Annotated in this window: 14 protein-coding genes; 6 read left to right on the top strand and 8 right to left on the bottom strand. The window is 68.1% G+C overall.

The window, feature by feature from the left end:
* A partial coding sequence (locus tag NDR87_RS29250; RefSeq protein ID WP_251941249.1) for an acyl-CoA dehydrogenase occupies nt 1-734 on the top strand: 734 nt, incomplete at its 5' end.
* 8 nt (nt 735-742) lie between these two features.
* On the opposite strand, the gene NDR87_RS29245 is transcribed toward NDR87_RS29250, so the two are convergent.
* On the bottom strand, nt 743-1,855 hold the full coding sequence (locus NDR87_RS29245; protein ID WP_251916553.1) for a diguanylate cyclase: 1,113 nt from the start codon (nt 1,853-1,855) through the stop codon (nt 743-745).
* An 86-nt stretch (nt 1,856-1,941) separates the two neighbouring features.
* Nucleotides 1,942-3,099, bottom strand: coding sequence for a diguanylate cyclase (locus NDR87_RS29240; RefSeq protein WP_251916554.1), 1,158 nt, complete (start codon nt 3,097-3,099; stop codon nt 1,942-1,944).
* A gap of 199 nt (nt 3,100-3,298) precedes the next feature.
* Between NDR87_RS29240 and NDR87_RS29235 the strand changes: the two genes are divergently transcribed.
* Nucleotides 3,299-4,384 carry a DUF4185 domain-containing protein gene (locus NDR87_RS29235; RefSeq protein ID WP_251916555.1) on the top strand — a complete coding sequence of 362 codons (1,086 nt, stop codon included), beginning with the start codon at nt 3,299-3,301 and terminating at the stop codon, nt 4,382-4,384.
* A 181-nt stretch (nt 4,385-4,565) separates the two neighbouring features.
* A complete protein-coding gene (gene gnd / locus NDR87_RS29230) occupies nt 4,566-5,594 on the top strand; it encodes a phosphogluconate dehydrogenase (NAD(+)-dependent, decarboxylating) (RefSeq protein ID WP_251916556.1) in 1,029 nt (342 codons plus the stop codon).
* 144 nt (nt 5,595-5,738) lie between these two features.
* On the opposite strand, the gene NDR87_RS29225 is transcribed toward gnd, so the two are convergent.
* Both NDR87_RS29225 and NDR87_RS29220 read right to left on the bottom strand, forming a co-directional pair.
* The gene (locus tag NDR87_RS29225; RefSeq protein WP_251916558.1) at nt 5,739-7,082 is read right to left on the bottom strand and encodes a lipase family protein; all 1,344 of its coding nucleotides are present in this window, start codon (nt 7,080-7,082) and stop codon (nt 5,739-5,741) included.
* A 2-nt stretch (nt 7,083-7,084) separates the two neighbouring features.
* Nucleotides 7,085-8,350: a hypothetical protein gene (locus tag NDR87_RS29220; protein ID WP_251916560.1), complete on the bottom strand. Its 1,266-nt coding sequence runs from the start codon at nt 8,348-8,350 to the stop codon at nt 7,085-7,087.
* A gap of 341 nt (nt 8,351-8,691) precedes the next feature.
* On the opposite strand from NDR87_RS29220, the gene NDR87_RS29215 reads away from it, so the two are divergent.
* Both NDR87_RS29215 and NDR87_RS29210 read left to right on the top strand, forming a co-directional pair.
* Entirely contained in the window at nt 8,692-9,858 is a 1,167-nt protein-coding gene (locus NDR87_RS29215) for a glycoside hydrolase family 3 N-terminal domain-containing protein (protein ID WP_251916562.1), read from the top strand.
* 83 nt (nt 9,859-9,941) lie between these two features.
* Nucleotides 9,942-10,541: a TetR/AcrR family transcriptional regulator gene (locus NDR87_RS29210; protein ID WP_251916565.1), complete on the top strand. Its 600-nt coding sequence runs from the start codon at nt 9,942-9,944 to the stop codon at nt 10,539-10,541.
* 112 nt (nt 10,542-10,653) lie between these two features.
* Here the strand turns inward: NDR87_RS29210 and NDR87_RS29205 are convergent, their stop codons facing one another.
* Nucleotides 10,654-11,523 carry a MaoC/PaaZ C-terminal domain-containing protein gene (locus NDR87_RS29205; RefSeq protein WP_251916567.1) on the bottom strand — a complete coding sequence of 290 codons (870 nt, stop codon included), beginning with the start codon at nt 11,521-11,523 and terminating at the stop codon, nt 10,654-10,656.
* Nucleotides 11,520-12,881, bottom strand: a complete 1,362-nt coding sequence (locus NDR87_RS29200; protein WP_251916569.1) for a 3-oxoacyl-ACP reductase — start codon at nt 12,879-12,881, stop codon at nt 11,520-11,522. Before NDR87_RS29200 ends, NDR87_RS29205 begins: the two co-directional genes overlap by 4 nt.
* A 143-nt stretch (nt 12,882-13,024) precedes the next feature.
* Here NDR87_RS29200 and NDR87_RS29195 point away from each other — a divergent pair, with 143 nt between their 5' ends.
* Complete coding sequence (locus tag NDR87_RS29195) at nt 13,025-14,362, top strand: acetyl-CoA C-acetyltransferase (protein ID WP_251916571.1); 1,338 nt, start codon at nt 13,025-13,027, stop codon at nt 14,360-14,362.
* Between the two features lie 55 nt (nt 14,363-14,417).
* Here NDR87_RS29195 and NDR87_RS29190 read toward each other — a convergent pair whose 3' ends face one another.
* Entirely contained in the window at nt 14,418-15,773 is a 1,356-nt protein-coding gene (locus tag NDR87_RS29190) for an ADP-ribosylglycohydrolase family protein (protein ID WP_251916573.1), read from the bottom strand.
* A gap of 85 nt (nt 15,774-15,858) precedes the next feature.
* On the bottom strand, nt 15,859-16,332 hold the full coding sequence (locus NDR87_RS29185; RefSeq protein WP_251916575.1) for a hypothetical protein: 474 nt from the start codon (nt 16,330-16,332) through the stop codon (nt 15,859-15,861).
* Nucleotides 16,333-16,410: the final 78 nt, after the last annotated feature.

The following is a 16,410-nucleotide window of genomic DNA, read 5'->3' as shown; positions in this document are numbered from 1 at the left end:
TGCGCGCGGTGTACCTGTACACCGCCGCCCATCAGGATCCGGTGGTGGCCGAGCAGGTTTCCGGTGCCGATGCCGATCTGGCCGCGCGGGTCAACGATCTGCTGCTGCCGATCGTCAAGGGTGTCGGCTCGGAGCGGGCCTACCAGTACCTGACCGAATCGCTGCAGACCCTGGGTGGTTCGGGCTTCCTGCAGGACTACCCGATCGAGCAGTACATCCGCGATTCGAAGATCGACTCGCTGTACGAGGGCACCACCGCGATCCAGGCGCAGGACTTCTTCTTCCGCAAGATCGCCCGCGACCGCGGTGTGGCGCTGGGTCATGTGGCCGGCCAGATCCAGAAGTTCATCGACTCCGAGGCGGGCAACGGCCGCCTGAAGGGTGAGCGCAAGCTGCTGGCCACCGCGCTCGAGGATGTGCAGGCCATGGCCACCACCCTGACCGGGCACCTGATGGGCGCTCAGCAGGACGCGAAGGAGCTGTACAAGGTCGGCCTGGGTTCGGTGCGCTTCCTGCTCGCCGTGGGCGATCTGCTGATCGGCTGGCAGCTGCTGCGCCAGGCCGAGATCGCGCTGGCCGCGCTGGACAACGGTTCGACCGAGCCGTTCTACCAGGGCAAGGTGGCCACCGCGCAGTTCTTCGCCCGCAACGTGTTGCCGGAACTGACCGCGGTCCGCACCGTGCTGTCGAACCTGGACAACGACATCATGGAGCTCGACGAAGCCGCCTTCTGACGGTTGAATCACGAAGGCCCCGTTGCCGCTTGCGGCGGCGGGGCCTTCGCCATGCCGGGAGCGACCACAACGGTGTTGCCGCCCAAGCCCTTCGCACGGTACATGGCCGAATCCGCCTGGCGGAACAGCTCTTCGCGCGAGTGGGCGCCCCAACCGGATACCGCCGCTCCCACGCTGGCCGTCACCGCGACCGGCAGGCCGGTCATGACCTCGATGGCGTGCCGCAGGCCCTCGGCCACGGCCGCGACGCCCCGCCCGCACCGGCGGCCGACGACCGCGAACTCCTCCCCACCGGTGCGCGCCACCACCGCCCCGGGCGGGGCCGCGGTGCGCAGGCAGGCGGCCGTGCGGATCAGCACCTCGTCGCCCGTGGCGTGGCCGAAGGTGTCGTTGATCGATTTGAACCGGTCCAGGTCGATCGTCACCACGTAGACATCGCCGCGGCCGTTCGGCTCGAAGAACCGCTGCATCCGCGCGTCCAGCCCACGCCGATTCAGCAGGCCGGTGAGCGGATCGGCCAGAGCGTCCAGCCGGATCAACCAGTTGACGAACTGTACGACCGGCAGCGTGACGATGAGCACCACCACATTCGCCATGAAGGTCCCCGCCCCCAGCGGGATGTCCCCGGACCCGTGACCGTGACCGAACATCATCATGAGGGTCACCACCACGATCGACAGCAGCGACCAGGCCAGATGCAGGCCCAGCAGCCGGGTGCCGTGGAAGATCGCGACATACGCCCCGGTGGTCACCAGCAGCACGATCCCGAGCGCGCCCAGCAGCCGATCGGAGACCATGATGTTGTTGGCGGTGATGAGCAGATCGATCAGCGCCACCCAGAGCAGCGACTCACCCTTGCTCGGCCACGGGAACACCCACCACCGCAGCGCCCACAGACCCGCGACCGTGCCCGCGACAACGGCCTGGGTGAGGCCCACCGGCCCGGTCTGACCCGTCGGCGAGATCGCCGCCAGCATCGTGATGAGCAGCATGACGATGCCGCCCGACCCGATCATCCGCTTCATCGGGGCGAGCGCCGCATGGGCGTCGAGGGTGCGCACCAGCGCGTCGTAGTCGACCCGGTCGCGCACCCAGGCCCGAAAGATCGCATTGTCGCCCATCGAGTCACCATCTCTCGTCGCCAATAACCAGAGATTAACTGTTACTCGACGTAGCGGCTACTGCGGCGAACCTTCGCCACCTACGCTCAGGCCGGCCCCGGGGCGTGCAGCGGCGCGGGGATCTCGCCCGACATCTCCGGATCGGCGACCACGACGGCATTCCCTCCCAGTCGTTTCGCCTCGTACATGGCCATATCGGAGGCGCGCAGCAGTCGACGCGCGGCATGCTCGTCGTCATCGCGCGCGGCCGGGTCGGCGGGCTCGTTCACCGCGACACCGACACTGGCGGTGATCCGAACGGGCAGATCGTGCATGGTCTCGATGGAACGCCGCAAACGCTCGGCGATCTCGCGCACATCGTCCTCCGCGCGCAGCGAGCCGACCACCACGAATTCCTCCCCGCCATTGCGCGCGATCACCGCGCGCGACGCCGCCGCGGCGCGCAGCCGCTCGGCCGTGCGGACCAGCACCTCGTCGCCGAACGAATGCCCGAAGGTGTCGTTGACCGATTTGAACCGGTCCAGATCGAGCGTGATCACATACGCGCCCTGGCCGTTGCGCGCGGCGTAGGACCCGACGTAGCGGGACAGGTAGTAATCGAGCCCGCGCCGGTTCAGCAGCATCGTCAGCGGATCCGACAGCGCGTCCCGGCGCAGCAGCCAGTGACAGAAATGCACCGGCGGCAATACCACCACGGTCGCCGCCACCATGATCAACACGACCGCACCGGCCAGCGCGTAATCCCCGGCGAACTCGGGGTCCCCCAACACCATTCGCGCCGACAGCACCAGGATCACCAGCAGTGACCAGGCGACATGCAGCGCCAGCAGCCGCGGGCCGTGGAAGACGGTCACATAGCCGCCGATCACCACCAGCAGGATCGCGCCCAGCGCGCCGTAGAGCCGATTCTGCTCGGGCAGGCAGTTGGCCGGGGAGGCGATATCTGCCAGCGCGACCCAGACCAGCGATTCGGCCTGGCTCGGCCACCGGAAGAACCACCAGCGCACCGCCCACGCCGCGGCCAGCAGCGAAACGAACGTGCTGATCACATAACCCGCTGTCGAGTTGGAGCCCGCCCGGGAGAGCACGCTGAGCACGGTGATCACCAGCAGCACCGCGCCACCGAAACCGACCATGATGCGCATCGGGGTCAGCGCGGAATGGGATTCGAAAGTGTCCAGCAGCCAGCGATAGTCGACCCGGTCACGCCACCAGGCTCGCACTATCGAACGGCCGTTGCTCATCGGGCACCGCCTTGCGTCGGGGAGAACAAGGGGCTTGCAGGTCTGTCCCGGAATCACGGACAGCAGAACATTCGGAAACCTCCGCAAAAGTCTAGCTGTCCCGGCGCGCGCCGAAACATCGGCGATGCATGATCCGCATCGATCCACGAAAAGGGGCAGAATACGGCTCGGCGTGACTCACGGAAGGGGCATGAGAGTTATGAAACGAACCCTGTCCGCGCTTACCGGAGCATGTGCCGCAACCGCCCTGCTGGCGGTGGCGGCGGCGCCTGCCGGGGCGGACCCGAACAACATCAATCCGATACCCGTACTCAACGGCACCAACGGTTTACCCCGGCTGCCGGGACCGACCCAGGCTGTGTTCCAGCTCACCGGAATGGCCAGCCCGAATCGCACCGACGGCAACAATGTCCTCGGCACCGATCTGGGCATCATGTGGGACGACGGCCGCGGCCAGATGCTCACCGCCTACGGCGACACCGCGGGCCTGGGCGCGCCCAATCTGCTGACCGGCAGCATCTGGGCGTGGCGGTCGAATGTGTTGTACCGCAGCCCCGCCGGGGTCTCCCCCGCCGACGGCATCCGCTACGTCAGCTTCGTCGACAATCCGCTGCCCAGCCCGAAGATTCCGGGCATCGAGATCAGCTTCATCCCCACCGCGGGCGTTTCGGTGAACGGCGTGCAGTACATGAGCATGATGTCGGTGCGGCAGTGGGGCGCCGACGGTCACTGGGAGACCAACTACGCCACCCTCGCCGTCTCCGGCGACGATGGCCAGACCTGGGCCCAGCTGCCCACCACCCGCCGCGGCAACGACGGCGGCTTCCAGAACTTCCAGCAGGCCGCCTTCGTGAAGGCCGACGGCTACGTCTACCGCTTCGGCACCCCCGCCGGGCGCGACAATCCGGGCTTCGTCGCGCGGGTGCGGGAGGCCGACATCGCCAACTGGGACGCCTACGAATTCTGGGACGGCGGTGCGTGGAAACCCAAGGACGCCAATGTCGCCAGGCCGGTGGTCGACGGGGTCGGCGAACTGTCGGTCATGTGGAATCAGTACCTCGGTCAGTATGTGATGCTCACCACGGACCCGTTCAATTCGGTCGTGCTGCGCACCGCGCCCGCACCGGAGGGACCGTGGGGCCCGCCGCGGGTGCTGGTGGATGCCCGCGATCTGCCCACGGCGTACGCACCGATGATCTATCCGTATCAGACCGGCCGCGATCTGTACTTCGCGCTGGGTGTACACAACCAGTACAACGTGGTGCTGATGCGCACGCCGCTCTAGCCCGTCCGGGACGAGAAAGGCCCCGTGCGGTTGCCGGGTCGGGGGTCTGGCAACTGCACGGAGCCGATCTGAATATCGGCGGCCCGCTCGAGGCGTTACACGGGTTCGGGGAGAATCTAGGCGGGCACAGCGACCTGAGAGCTCGGACCTGCCGGAGCTCGGACGACTCGAGGAGATGAGTATGCAGCTGGGAATGATCGGGCTCGGCCGGATGGGCGCCAATATCGTGCGGCGCATCGTCCGCGACGGGCATACGGCGGTCGGATATTCGCGGCACGAGGAGCAGATCAAGGAGTTCACCGCCGAGCTCGGTGAGAGCTTCCAGGGCGCGACCGACTACCGGGGCTTCGTCGCGCTGCTGGAGAAGCCGCGCATCGTGTGGGTGATGATCCCCGCGGGCGCCACCGGCGCGGTCATCGACGAGGTGGCCGAACTGCTCGAGCCCGGCGACATCATCATCGACGGCGGCAACAGCCGCTACCACGAGGACATCAAGCGCGCGAAGGCGCTGGCGCCCAAGGGCATCCACTACCTGGACATCGGCACCTCGGGCGGTGTGTGGGGCCTGGAGCGCGGCTACTGCCTGATGATCGGCGGCGAGGCCGAGACGGTATCGCATCTGGAGCCGCTGCTGAAGTCCATCGCCCCCGGTATCGACGCGGCCGAGCGCACCCCCGGCCGCACCGGTGCGCCCTCCCCGGCCGAGCAGGGCTATCTGCACTGCGGTCCCGCGGGCGCCGGGCACTTCGTGAAGATGGTGCACAACGGCATCGAGTACGGCGCCATGGCCGCCTACGCCGAGGGCCTGAACATCCTGGCCAAGGCCAATATCGGCAAGATCCTCACCGAGGAGCACTCCGCCGAGGAGACGCCGATGGAGAATCCGGAGTACTACCAGTACGACATCAATGTGCCGGAGGTGACCGAGGTCTGGCGGCGCGGTTCGGTCGTCGCGTCCTGGCTGCTGGATCTCACCGCGGCCCAGTTGCACGCCGATCCGGAGCTGTCCTCGTTCGGCGGCCGGGTGTCCGATTCGGGCGAGGGCCGCTGGACCATCCACGCCGCCATCGACGAGGGTGTGCCCGCGCCGGTGCTGTCGGCGGCGCTGTATCAGCGCTTCTCCTCACGCGGCGAGGCGCTGTACGCGGACAAGGTGCTCTCGGCCATGCGCAAGGCCTTCGGCGGCCACAACGAGCTGCCGGGTAAGTGAGTAGCTGAGCGAAGGGCGGTGGGTTGTCCCACCGCCCTTCGCTTTACGCCAGGTGCAATGCCTGCAATGCCAGCTTCAGCACCGCCAGCGGGCCGAAGAAGAACAGGTAGGCGGCGCCGGTCAGAAAGGCCACAGCGGTACTCCTCAGTCGAATGTTCTATCGATCCAGTCGATGGTCTGCATGCCGAAAAGGTCGGTGCCCCAGCCGTACAGATCGGTCAGCATGCGCACCATGCTGCAATCGGTGGGCTGATAGCTCACCTCGGTCCCCCTCGACCGGTAGGTCTCGGCGAGCTCGCGGGCGTCGCGGGCGGGCACCAGCGACATGAACGAGTCGTCGGCGGCACACGAGGTGATCATGACCTTCGCCTTCGGCGTCCCCGATCGGCCGAGTTCGTTGTCGTCGAAGACGGCCTGGAAATCGGGCTCGTCGGCCGGGTTGCGCCCGGAGTGGAACAGCGTGTTCAGCGGGACGAACGGCATGCCGAAGTAGGCGGGCGTCTGGCATTGCGTCCGAAACAGATTCGCGATGCCGAGTCCGGCAGGATTCAGCTTCTCGTCCAATTTCATTTCCGGATACCACGGTTCGAGCCCGAGCAGCGTCGCGAAGACGAATCCGGAGCCCACCGACCCATTGGCCACTCGCATGAAGTTGCGCTGATTGACGACCATGCCCTCCAGCACCGCGGACTTCACATTCAGCTCGGGGGCGTATTCCGGCTGCAACTCGGCCGAAAAGGCCGCGCCCACACCGCCGCCCGCGATGCCGAACAGCCCGATCTGGGCCTTCGGATCCAATCCCGCCTCGCGCAGGGCCAGTGCCGCGCGCACCCCGTCGAGCTGCGCGTGCGCGGCGAACTTCCCGGCGAACACACCGTGCGGGCGCCGATCGCCGTCGTTGCCGACATCGGAGATCATCACCGCGTAGCCCTTGTCGAACATCAGCGCCAGCGGCCCCAGCGCCGACCAGGACGAGCCGTCGAGCGGATCGCCGCCGGTCCACTGGGTGCTCGGATGGCACGACCAGCCGACGCTGTCGTTGGCCTCCTGATACGAGATGACCCGGCGCTCGCCGTTCGGGCGACCGTCCTTGGGAATCATCAGGATTCCGGTGCTGATCACCGGCGTGACACCGTCGAGCGCGGTGGTGACGTACATGAGCTTGTACGCCTCGACCGAGTTCGGCTTCACGCCCAGGAACATCACCTCGACCGGTTTGGCCTTCAGAATCGTGCCGGGTCGCTCGTCCCCGGTCAGCGGCGGCTCCTGATAGAACGGGTCATCGAACATCAGGGCCTGGAACGCCTCCTGCGGCGTGGCCGCGGGCGAGTTCTGGATGGTGCCGACGACGAAGCCGTTGAACACCCGGTCCAGTCCGGGCGTGCTGTTCGGGATCTCGGGTGAATCCGGTTGGGCCACGGCCGTTCCCGCGGCGCCGAGCGACAGCGCCAGGGCGGTGATCACCGTGGCGAGAATGGTTCGACGCATGTTCAGGCTCCCTGTCCGGCCGGTTCCACGCGCAGTTGCTGGGCCGCCGACAGCAGCAGCTGCGGCAGGTTCAGCAGCGGGCGATGCGATTCCAGCTGCGCCTCGTAGGGCGTGCGCATAGTGGCTTCCAGTGCGGGCCAATTGTTCTCGACCTGGAACTTGTACTTGGGCAGCAGTTCGGTGGTGATGTAGTCCCAGCGGTCGTCGAAGCTCGCCCAGTTCCAGCTCGGCAGGGGCAGCACCAATTCCATGGGCGCGCCATTGTTCGCGATGAACGGGATTCGCACCGGCCGAAATTCGCGCGGCGGCACCACACCGGCCACCGACGGCGATCCGGCGGCCCCGCTGAGGTAGGTGATCGCCTCGCCGATGCTGCCCTTGTAGGCGCGCGTCTCGTCCCACTGCGCGCCGACCGCCCACTGCTGTTCGCGGCGCAGCAGTACGCCGTTGCCCGCCGCGATCCGATCCCGATCGCCGGAGGCCACATCGCGCCAGGCGTTCATGATGTCCGCGCCGAACAGTCCGGCCGCCTCGAACTCCGCCAGGGCGGGCAGGCCGCCGGTGACGTAGGCGTCGTGCATGGGCATCAGATCGGAGAAGATGTTCTTCTGCATCACCAGGATCATGCCCAGGGTCCAGCGCAGATCCTCGGGCGTGAGCCGCGGTCCGGCCAGGGCGAGCGCCCGCAGGCCCTCCGGCAGCATCGCGACGGCCTGCGGCCCGGCGGCCTGTTCCACCGCGCCCACCACGGTGCGGGCGGCGTCGGACAGGCCGGGCAGGTCGTAGATGTTGGTCATCAGGTCGAAATCGATCATCCCGCCGCCGAAATCGGCCCCGACCTGACCGCCCATCCCGGCCCACTGCAGTTCGCGGTGGGCCAGCTGCAGATCCTCGTAGTAGCGATAGGACTTGATCAGATTGTCCCGGTTGGCCTGCACACCGGCGCGCGGATTCCAGGCGGCCAGGTCGATGCCCGCCTTGTTGGTGACGTCGACCAGCCAGTACTGGTAGAGCAGGGCGGCGTACCGAGTGGGCGCCACGCCTCGCGCTCGGGCCTCGTCCAGCAGTCTCGCGAGTTCCGCCCCGTCATAGGGCAATTCGGGATCGACACCGCCCGGGCCCTGTGCGGCATTGCGGTTGACCAGTGGGAGATCGAGATAGCGATCGAGGTCGTCGGCCGCCACCGCGGTACCCGCGGTGCCGAGTCCCAGGGTGAGCAGTGCCGCGAGCGCCAGTCCCGCGCCACGCACAAGCGCGCCGATGCGCATGCTGTCCAGCCTTTCGCTAGGCGATATCGATGGAACGAACCAGGCCAAGGCAATTAGCCATCCAATAGCTATTGGTTAAGCGCACGTTACCAATCTCTGTTAGAAGCGCTTAACTCGGGCGGCAGGACCTTCGCAACGCCCGCCAATCGGATCTACCGGACAAATAACCTGGTGATAGCGAGATTTTCGGATTCGGCCAATCGAGCGCCGCGATCGAATCGCCGACGAATTCGATGACCGATATCACAATGCGATAACGCGCAGTGCCGCCGCGCCGATGGGCACGGTCCCGAATCCCGGCATTGGTGGCCCGTACCGCCCACGCGGTACGGTCGGAGGCCATGCGCATCGTTCCGGGGATTCTGCTCGCCGTGACCGCGGTGGCCCTGTCGGCCTGCTCCGGCGGCAGCGGCGGGACCGCGGCCACGACCAGCTCGTCGACCGCGGCCGCGCCCAGCACCTCGACGGCCCCGGCGACCACCACGCCGGACCGAATCGATTGCGCGGCAGGCTACCTCGCGCAGTTCACCACGCGACAGAAGCTGGCGCAGCTGCTGACCGTCGGCATCACCGGCGCAGCCGACGCCGAGAACGTGGTGCGCACCGAACAGGTGGGCGGCATCTTCGTCGGCAGCTGGACCGATCCGGCGCTGCTGGCCGACCGGCAGATCGAGCGGGTGAAGGCCGCCGCGCGGACCCCGCTCATGGTCACCGTCGACGAGGAGGGCGGCCGGGTCTCGCGGCTGCGCAATCTGATCGGAGCCGCACCCTCGGCCCGCGCGGCCGCGCAGACGGTCTCCGCCGAGGAGTTCTACGCCCAGAGCAAGGCGCGCGGAACCGCGATGAGGGAGCTCGGCATCACGGTGGACTTCGCACCCGATGCCGACGTCAGCGCCCAGCCCGACGACAGCGTCATCGGCGACCGCTCGTTCTCCGACGATCCGGAGGTGGTCAGCCGCTATGCGGGCGCCTTCATCCGGGCGATGCGCGACGCCGGGCTCGGCGCGGTCATGAAGCATTTCCCGGGCCACGGTTCGGGATCGGGCGATTCGCATACCGGCGCGGTCCGCACACCGCCGCTGGAGCAGTTGCAGGGCAAGGATCTGGTGCCCTTCCGCGAACTGGTCGGCTCCGGCGCGGGGGTGATGGTCGGCCATCTCGATGTGCCCGGCCTGACCACGCCGAACGTTCCGGCCAGCATCAGCCCGCAGGTGATGGGCCTGCTGCGCCAGGGCGCGGGCTACGGCGCGGCCCCATTCGACGGGCCGATCTTCACCGACGACCTCAGCGGCATGGCGGCCATCACCGATCGCATGGATATCGAGGACGCGGTCGCCGCGGCGCTCGAGGCCGGGGCCGACAACGCCCTGTGGATCAATACCAATGCCGTGTCGCGGGTGCTGGATCGGCTGGAGCAGGAGGTCCGGGAGGGCCGACTGCCGATTCAGCGGGTCGACGAGTCGGTGCTGCGCATGGCCCGGTTCAAGGGCATCCCGCTGAACTGCTGAGCCGCGGCGAATCGCGGGCAATTGGCCACCGGCGAACTTACCTTGGAGTAAGATAGGGGCTTCGACATGGTCTAGGAGAGTGGATGGCAGGCGGAACGAAGCGGCTTCCCCGGGCGGTTCGTGAGCAGCAGATGCTGGACGCCGCCGTCGAGGTGTTCTCGCGCAAGGGCTATCACGACACCTCGATGGACGCCATCGCCGCCGAGGCCAAGATCTCCAAACCGATGCTCTACCTGTACTACGGCTCCAAGGACGAGCTGTTCCGCGCCTGCATCGCCCGCGAAAGCATCCGCTTCATCGAGGCGGTCGCGGTTGCGGGCAACCCGAAGCTGACCCCGCACGAGCAGCTGCGCGCGGGTCTCGAGGCGTTCCTGTCCTACGTCGACAACAACCGCCTGTCCTGGCAGGTGCTCTATCGCCAGGCCCTGGGCCAGCAGCCGTTCGCCTCCGAGATCGCCAACAGCCGCGAGCGGGTCATCGAACTGACCGCCAAGCTGCTCGAGTCCAGCGCCAAATACGCCGAGCCCGGAACGAATTTCGATATCGTCGCGGTTGCCGTGATCGGCGCGGGCGAGGCCATTGCCGACCGCATCGCCAATGGCGAGGTGGAGGTGGCCGAGGCGGTGGACCTGCTGGACAATCTGGCCTGGCGCGGCCTGGCGGGCAAGAAGAAGGCCGAATAGCGAAGAGCCGCACATCCTTTCGGCCTGCCGCGGATCGGATCCCCCATGCGATCCGATCCGCGGCCGCCGAGAAGACGTGCGGCTCTTGCCCCTTCGGCCTGCTGGCCGAGGCTCAGCGCAATGTGGCGGTCAGGTGCGGGTAGCCCTTCTTCGGGTGCTTCAGCGCCAGATCCCAGCCGCCGGACACCTGATCGGCGTACACATTGACCGTCGACGGTAGCAGGATGGGCTTGCCGAACTTCACCGAGTAGGTGGTCCGCGCGGGCACCCGGCCCTCGATGGCGCCGAGAATCGCCGCCGCCGACCACATTCCATGCGCGATCGAGCGCGGGAAGCCGAAGGCCTTCGCGCCGAGCGCGGACATGTGGATGGGGTTGCGGTCCCCGGAGGCCGCGGCGTAGCGGTGGATCTGCGCCTGGTCGACCCGCAGCGTGCGCAGCGGGGGCGGCGGCACCTCGTCCGGCTTGGGCTCCGGCTTCGGCCCGCCCGACAGCGACGTCTTCTGCTGGTGCAGGAAGGTCGTCACCTGCCGCCACACCAGCTCACGGCCGACGCTGACCTCACTGATCGCGTCGACCAACAGGCCCTTGGGATGTTCGCGCAGGTTCTCCACATGCGCCCGGATGTCCAGCGGCTCGCTGACCGAGATGTCACGGGTGCGCTCGATGACGTTCTCCGCGTGCACCGCGCCCACCGCGACGAACGGGAAGTCGCGGGCCACCACCAGCTGCATCACCAGCGGGAAGGTGAGCACGAACGGATAGGTCAGCGGCAGCGCGTCGCCGAACCGCAGCCCGGTGGCGTGACAGTAGGCGGCCAGGTTGTCCACATCGATCTTCAGGCCGGTCAATTCGATTGCCCGGTCCGGGATCTGGGACTTGCGGCCCGAGACCAGCGGCAGCGGAACGGCGCCGAGCGCGGCCTTGAGATAGAGGCTGCCCGTCTTGGGCGGCTCGTGCAGCGAGATGGTCTGGGTCATCATGCTCCGATCAGGGCCTGGCCGCAGACGCGGATCACGTTGCCGCTCACCGCGTTCGAGGCCGGGCTGGCGAAGTAGGCGATGGTCTCGGCGACGTCCACGGTCTGCCCGCCCTGGTACAGCGAGCTGAGCAGGCGGCCCGCCTCGCGGGTGCCCAGCGGGATGGCGGCGGTCATGGCCGTCTCGATGAAGCCCGGGGCCACGGCGTTGATGGTGATGCCCTTCTCGGCCAGCTTCGGGGCCTCGGCGTTGACCATGCCGATGACACCGGCCTTGGAGGCGCCGTAGTTGGTCTGGCCGCGGTTGCCCGCGATACCCGCGATCGAGGACACGTCGATCACGCGGCCGCCCTGCTTCAGCGCGCCCTTGGCGACCAGGCCCTCGGTAATCCGGTGCGGCGCGGCCAGATTCACGTTGATGACCGAGTTCCAGCGCGCGTCGTCCATATTGGCAAGCAGCTTGTCGCGGGTGATACCGGCGTTGTGCACGATGATGTCGATGCCGCCGAAGCGCTCGGTGGCGAATTCGGCCAACTTGTCCGCGGCGTCGGGGGCGGTGACGTCGACCGCGATCGAGACGCCGCCCACCTTGTTGGCGGTCTCGGCCAGGGCCTCACCGGCGGCCGGGATATCGGCCACGATGACCTTCGCCCCGTCGCGGGCGAAGACCTCGGCGATGGTCGCGCCGATCCCGCGGGCGGCGCCGGTGACGACGGCGACCTTGCCCTCGAGCGGCCTGTCCCACTTGATGTCGGCGGCGGCGTTGTCGTCCTTGCCGACCCGGAACACCTGGCCGTCAACGAAGGCCGACTTGCCCGAGAGAATGAAGCGCAGCGTGGACTCCAGTCCGGTCGCGGTCGAGGCGGCCTCGGGGTGCAGGTACACCAGATTCGAGGTGGCGCCGCGCAGCAACTCCTTGCCGACGCTGCGGGTGAAGCCCTCCAGCGCGCGCTGGGCGATCTGGGCCTCGACGTCGGCGGCCAGCTCCGGCGTGGTGCCGACGACGAGTACGCGGCCCGACGGCGCGATGCTGCGCATGGCGGGCTGGAAGAACTGGAACAGCTGCTCGAGATCCTCGATCCGGTTGAGCCCGGTGGCGTCGAAGACCAGCGCGCCGAACTTCACACCCTGGCTGACCGAATCGACGAAGGTATAGTCCGACAACAGGTTTCGCACGGCGTCGGCGACGCGGCCCTTACCGCCCAGCAGCACCGGGCCGGGCAGCGCGGGCTCGCCCGGGGTGTAGCGACGCAGCGTCTCCGGCTTCGGTAGTCCCAGCTTGCTCGCCAGGAAGTTACCGGGGGCCGAGTGAACGAACGATCCGTAGAGGTTGGGAGCGCCCTTGCTCTTGCTGGCTGCCACTGTTCCTACCTTTTCCTTCGTGTCGAATGTGATCGGCTCTGCCCCGAGCGTCTTTTCGCACATCTACGGGGTACGGTGTCGACAATGAACTTACTCCAGAGTAAGTTTAATGTAAACCGACGTCGAGACATGTGGAGACTCGAGTGACCAGCAAAGCCCGTTCGACGAAGGCCGCGTCCGCGAGCGGCGGGGCCAAGAACACCAAGCAGACCCGTCCGGTCGCCATTCTCGGCGGCAACCGGATTCCGTTCGCGCGCTCGGACGGCCGCTACGCCCACGCCTCCAACCAGGACATGTTCACCGCCGCGCTGAACGGCCTGGTGAGCCGGTTCGGCCTGCAGGGCGAGCGGCTCGGCATGGTCGTCGGCGGCGCGGTGCTCAAGCGCGTCGGCGAGCACGGCATGATCCGCGAGAGCGTGCTGGGCAGCGAGCTGTCGCCCTACACTCCGGCGCACGATCTGCAGTTGGCGTGTGGCACCGGCCTGCAGTCGATCGTCACCGTCGGCGACGCGATCGCTCTCGGCCGCATCGAGGCCGGTGTCGGCGGCGGCACCGACACCACCTCCGACGCGCCGATCGGGGTGAGCGAGGCCGCCCGCGAGTGGATGCTGGACGCCAACCGCGCCAAGAAGAACAGCGACTACCTCAAGCTGGTCGGGCGGCTGCGCCCGAGCATGGTCGGCATCGAGATCCCGCGCAACGCCGAGCCGCGCACCGGCCTGTCGATGGGTGAGCACGCGGCGATCACCGCCAAGGAGTTCGGCATCTCCCGCGAGGCGCAGGACGAGTTGGCCTACCTGTCGCACAAGAATATGGCCGCCGCCTACGACCGCGGCTTCTTCGACGATCTGGTCACCCCGTTCCTGGGCCTGACCCGCGACGACAACCTGCGGCCGAACTCCTCGCTGGAGAAGCTGGCCACGCTCAAGCCGGTGTTCGGCACCAAGCTGGGCGACGCGACCATGACCGCGGGCAACTCCACCCCGCTCACCGACGGCGCGTCGACGACGCTGCTGTCGAGTGAGGAGTGGGCGGCCGCGCACAACCTGAAGCCGCTGGCCTATCTGGTCGACAGCGAGGTCGCGGCGGTCGACTACGTGTGGGGTCCGGACGGGCTGCTGATGGCCCCGACCTACGCCGTGCCGCGGCTGCTGGCCCGCAACGGGCTGACGTTGCAGGACTTCGACTTCTACGAGATCCACGAGGCGTTCGCCTCGGTGGTGCTCGCCACGCTGCAGGCGTGGGAGTCCGATCAGTACTGCAAGGAGCGCCTCGGCCTGGACGGCGCGCTCGGGTCGATCGACCGCGGCAAGCTCAATGTCAACGGCTCCTCGCTGGCGGCGGGTCACCCGTTCGCCGCGACCGGCGGGCGCATCGTGGCCCAGGCCGCGAAGCAGCTGACGGAGAAGGGCTCCGGCCGCGCGCTGATCTCCATCTGCGCCGCTGGCGGCCAGGGCGTGGTGGCGATCCTGGAGCGGTGATTCGCTCCCCATCCGATTCGGGCCCCCGGGCGGCGTACCGCCCGGGGGCCCGCCCTCATCCGGTTGGTCTCGGATAGCGGCACTCGATGTGCCTGCGGGCCAGATCGAAGGTGCGCCGGGCGAGCGCGGCGATGCCGACGCCGTCGTAGCCGGATACCGCCGTGCGCAGGGTGTCGTGCAGCGGCTCGGTCCAGTGCCCGGGAATGGCATTGGCGCCCGCCAGGATTCCCGCCACCGATCCGGCCGTCGCACCGTTGGAGTCGGTATCCCAGCCGCCCTGCACGGTGAGCCCGACGGTGGCGGTGAAATCGCCCGCGCCCCAGAGCAATCCGGCCGTTAGCACGGCGGCGTTGCCGACGGCGTGCACCCAGTCGTAGTGGGCGTGGCGGGCGTGCACCGCCGCGATCGCCCGATCCCAGCTCAGTCCGCGGCGATGATCCTCGACCACCGTCTCCACCGCCTCGGCCAGCCGGGTACGGGGCGGAATCACCTGCCGCGCAACGTCGATCGCCGCGGCGGCCGATCCGGCGGTGAACGCCGCGGCCACCAGTGCGGCTGCCCAGCGCGCCGCCCAGGCGCCGTTTCCGGTGTGCGAGACCGCCGCGTCGCGGGCCGCGAGTTCGGCGGCCCGCGCCGGATCGCCCGCGCAGACATAGCCGTAGGCGTCGACGCGGATCACCGCGCCGATCCACTCGCGGTAGGGATTGCGGTGCCGGGCGGTCGCGGGCGGGCCGAAGCCGTCGATGAGATTGCGGTAGGCGACCCGCTCGGCGGTGTAGGTCTGCAGGAACGGCAGCAGCTCCAGCCACTGCGCGGCCACATCGGCGGAGGTGAAGCTCCAGCCCTGCTGCTCGAGCAGGTTCAGCCCGAGCACGGTGTAGTCCAGATCGTCGTCGCGCGGGCAGCCGTCGACGCGGCCGCGGGTCGCCTCGGGCCAGTTGCCCTGCAACTCACAGCCCTCGGGCATCGGGCTGAGCACCGGCACGTAATCGGCCAGGGGATAGGCCCCGGCGCGCTCGAGGTAGGCGCGGATGCGCACCGGGGTCCACAGCCGCCCGTTCTCGAGCGGCTTGCCGAGCGTGCAGCCGACGCAGCGGCCCAACCAGCCGCCCAGGATGCGGTCGTAGAGCCGGGCCGGTACGGCCACGTTGGTGAGGACGGGCGGGTCACCGGGCTCGTCACCGTCCTCGACATAGGGCCAGGTCGGGTCGCGCGGCGCGGATTCGATCCGATCGAGCAGCCGCCAGCAGGCCGCCGCATTGGGAATCGGAGTATGCGTCAGATCGTGCACCTCCTCGGCGAATTCGTCTACCAGACAACCGGATTCGCGCCTTTGCAGCCATTCGAAATACAGCAGGGCACGCGGATCCGCCTCAGGATGGCCGAGGGCGGCCGGGTCGATTGATTCCATGGTCTTCACAGGTGGGGAGCAAAGCGTTCGCACAATGGATACCCAGCGCGCGACATGCGGAATCGGCCCGACGAACCGGTACGAATCATCGCGTGGCGCTCGTCCCCGAAACTCGCAGGGTGGACATGGCCGCGGCCACCACTTCCGACAGCAGCGGCAGCGATTCGTCGCGCTGCGGCGCGCGCGCCCACCACCGCCCCTCGTGGGTGTGCCTGCCGAAGCCGGTGGGCAGGATGACATTGCTGCGGTGCGGACCGATATCCACGCTGTGCCTTTCCAACTGGACAGTACATTCCAGACTCGGATATCCGTCGAAGACCGCGAGGAATGTCCGCCGCGGCGGCCGGTCGCGCACCAGTACCGGCCCGGGAATGCCGCGCACGGTCAGCTCGCCGAGAATCAAGGCCCCCAACGGTTCCGGGGTGTTCACCGCCGCGATCGAATCGACCAGCGGCAGTACCACGAATCCAGGGGAGGTGACATGAACTCTGGGCAATCCGAAGATCCGGCGATATGCGGCCGCCCAATCCTGCGGTGTCACAAGTTCTTCCAACCGCACGATAAAACCTCGCTCGGCTCGCTCCTACCGACTTCTCGTGCCCCGACGTCGGTGTGGTTCTTCCAGTCAACCGTCGGA

Source organism: Nocardia sp. CDC159 (assembly GCF_023740735.1).
Lineage (GTDB): Bacteria > Actinomycetota > Actinomycetes > Mycobacteriales > Mycobacteriaceae > Nocardia > Nocardia pulmonis.
This window is presented reverse-complemented; position numbering and strand designations above follow the sequence as displayed.

What these genes read in the sequence shown, in the direction of transcription:
- NDR87_RS29245 (WP_251916553.1), bottom strand. Translation starts at nt 1,855, where the DNA reads ATGGGCGACAATGCGATCTTTCGGGCCTGGGTGCGCGACCGGGTCGAC.
- NDR87_RS29240 (WP_251916554.1), bottom strand. Translation starts at nt 3,099, where the DNA reads ATGAGCAACGGCCGTTCGATAGTGCGAGCCTGGTGGCGTGACCGGGTC.
- NDR87_RS29235 (WP_251916555.1), top strand. Translation starts at nt 3,299, where the DNA reads ATGAAACGAACCCTGTCCGCGCTTACCGGAGCATGTGCCGCAACCGCC.
- gnd (WP_251916556.1), top strand. Translation starts at nt 4,566, where the DNA reads ATGCAGCTGGGAATGATCGGGCTCGGCCGGATGGGCGCCAATATCGTG.
- NDR87_RS29225 (WP_251916558.1), bottom strand. Translation starts at nt 7,082, where the DNA reads ATGCGTCGAACCATTCTCGCCACGGTGATCACCGCCCTGGCGCTGTCG.
- NDR87_RS29220 (WP_251916560.1), bottom strand. Translation starts at nt 8,350, where the DNA reads ATGCGCATCGGCGCGCTTGTGCGTGGCGCGGGACTGGCGCTCGCGGCA.
- NDR87_RS29215 (WP_251916562.1), top strand. Translation starts at nt 8,692, where the DNA reads ATGCGCATCGTTCCGGGGATTCTGCTCGCCGTGACCGCGGTGGCCCTG.
- NDR87_RS29210 (WP_251916565.1), top strand. Translation starts at nt 9,942, where the DNA reads ATGGCAGGCGGAACGAAGCGGCTTCCCCGGGCGGTTCGTGAGCAGCAG.
- NDR87_RS29205 (WP_251916567.1), bottom strand. Translation starts at nt 11,523, where the DNA reads ATGATGACCCAGACCATCTCGCTGCACGAGCCGCCCAAGACGGGCAGC.
- NDR87_RS29190 (WP_251916573.1), bottom strand. Translation starts at nt 15,773, where the DNA reads ATGGAATCAATCGACCCGGCCGCCCTCGGCCATCCTGAGGCGGATCCG.